The sequence below is a fragment of the Amycolatopsis sp. NPDC003861 genome (assembly GCF_053605405.1).
The window spans coordinates 1-1,966 of record NZ_JBSGJD010000494.1 but is presented as its reverse complement, the minus strand read 5'-3'; the positions used below and the strand labels follow the sequence as shown (position 1 = coordinate 1,966).

Below are 1,966 nucleotides of genomic sequence, written 5' to 3'. Positions count from 1 at the left end.
CGCGGCGCTGGTGCCGCGGACGCGGCCGGCGCCGTCGGCGACGACCACCGCGTCCCCGCCCACGACCCGCAGGCCCTGGTAGGTGCGCTGGTAGGCGCCGTAGAAGAGGCCACCGCCGCCGGCGGTCAGGCCGACGCGCTGGAACGATTCGGCCGGGCCGCGGCGCAGGGCGTCGAGACCGCTGGCGGCCGCCTGGTCGGCGGCGCGGGCGGCGGCCGCTTCCGGAGCGGCGGGCTGTGCTTGGGGCGCTGCGCTCGCCGGGGTCACCGGTAACGCGAGCGTCATGGCGAGCCCGGCGGCGGCCGCCAAGCCCGTGCTGAACCCACGATGGGTCATCGAGGTCTTCCTTCCATGAAGGCAGAATCGAGGTCCGGTAAGGGAAAGGGGAGACGTGTCCGGCGTGCTAACAGGAGGTATGCGTCCGGACGCATCCGAGTAAAGGATCAGCGGATCGGGGCGTCAATGCGCCGAACGGACCAACGGCGCGTTCCGGATTATCGAATCAATTCGTACAAACCCCGCTGCAACAGGGGATTCTCGCCGCGTTCCGCGTCGGAACGACTTTCGTAGGGATTGTCGGCGACACCATCCGAACGCCGGACGATCTCGATCATCGGGATTCGTTAGTACCGCTTAGAAAACGGTTACCCGTCCTCCGCACCCAGCGCGAGCAGGCCGTTCCGCAGCACATCCGCCGCCTCGGTCTGCTTCCCGGTCTCGCCGAGCAGTTCGCTCAACGGCCGCAGCGCGCGCACGAGCACCCCGCGCGCGCCCAGCCCGGTGGCGAGCTCGACGGCGGCCCGCAGGTCCTCGGCCGCGCGCCGGGCGTCCCCGCGGGCCCTGGCCAGCGAGCCGAGCTGGAGCCGCAGCTCCGCGGCCAGCGGCGTGCCCGCCACGACCACCGGGCGGATCTGGTCGAGCAGGGCCGCCGCCGTCTCCAGCCGGCCCGCCGCGAGGTACTCCCCGGCGAGCTCGACCGTGATCGCCGGGACGTCGTCCGGCCAGGCCGTCTCCCGGGCCGCCGCGAGGTCGGCCAGCGCCCCTTCGACGTCACCCGACCGGCCGCGCACCCGGGCCCGGGCCAGCAGGCAGTACGCCATCGCCGGGTGCAGCGCCCGTTCCTGCATCAGGTCGTGAGCCGCGGCGACCGAGGCGGCGGCGTCGGCGAACCGGTCCGCCGCCAGGTGGCTGCGGCAGACCTCGACGTGGCTGCGGGTCAGTTCGGCGAGCACCGCCGGGCTGCCCCGGGTGAGCCGCAGCGCGGAGTCGGCGTACTCGGCGGCCCGTTCCAGGTCGCCCTGGCGCAGGTGCCGCTCGGCCAGACAGGCCCGCAGCGTCAGCAGCATCGACGGCTGCGGGTAGCCGTCCCGCAGCAGCTCGGCGTGGCAGGTTTCGAGCAGGTGCACCGAATACTGCACCTCGCCCCAGCCGGTCAGCACGGCCGCGCGCAGCGGGACGACCATCGCCCGCACCGGCGGCGGCTCACCCGAGAGCGCCGTTTCGGCGTCCGAGACGTACTTCGTGCGGATGTCACCGGTCGAATACCCGGCCAGCCACAGCAGCGCGATCCCGGCCTGCCGCGGCCGGTCCAGGCGCTCGGCGCGGCGCCGGATCCGCTGCATCCGCGGGGTCGCGCGGCGGGCGTCGCCGGCCAGGAACCGTTCCGCAGTCTCGATCAGCTCGAGGTCCAGCTCGATCAGCTCCCGCGGCGACCGGCCGCCCAGCAGCTCGTCGGGGTCGATGCCGAGCTGCTGGGCGAAGAACCGCAGCGCGTCGCCCGACGGCGTCCGCGCGCCGGTCTCGACCGACGACACGTACGCCGCCGAGTACTGCGGCCCGGCGAGTTCGCGCTGCGTGAGCCCGCGTTCGGTGCGCAGCTCACGCAGGCGTTCGCCGACGCTCTCGCTCACACAGGCCGCCTTTCCACCGGTTCAGGGTAAGCCGCGCGGTGGCCGGCGTGGGCCGG

General features: G+C 73.8%; 1 protein-coding gene and 1 pseudogene. Both read right to left on the bottom strand.

All coding sequences use genetic code 11. The features are described from left to right. Positions 1-336: pseudogene (locus tag ACWEVN_RS47700) on the bottom strand (M4 family metallopeptidase); the annotation flags it as partial. Positions 337-644: 308 nt separating this feature from the next. Continuing rightward, the gene (locus ACWEVN_RS47695) at positions 645-1,910 is read right to left on the bottom strand and encodes a helix-turn-helix domain-containing protein (RefSeq protein WP_452055689.1); all 1,266 of its coding nucleotides are present in this window, start codon (positions 1,908-1,910) and stop codon (positions 645-647) included. Positions 1,911-1,966 lie beyond the last annotated feature (56 nt).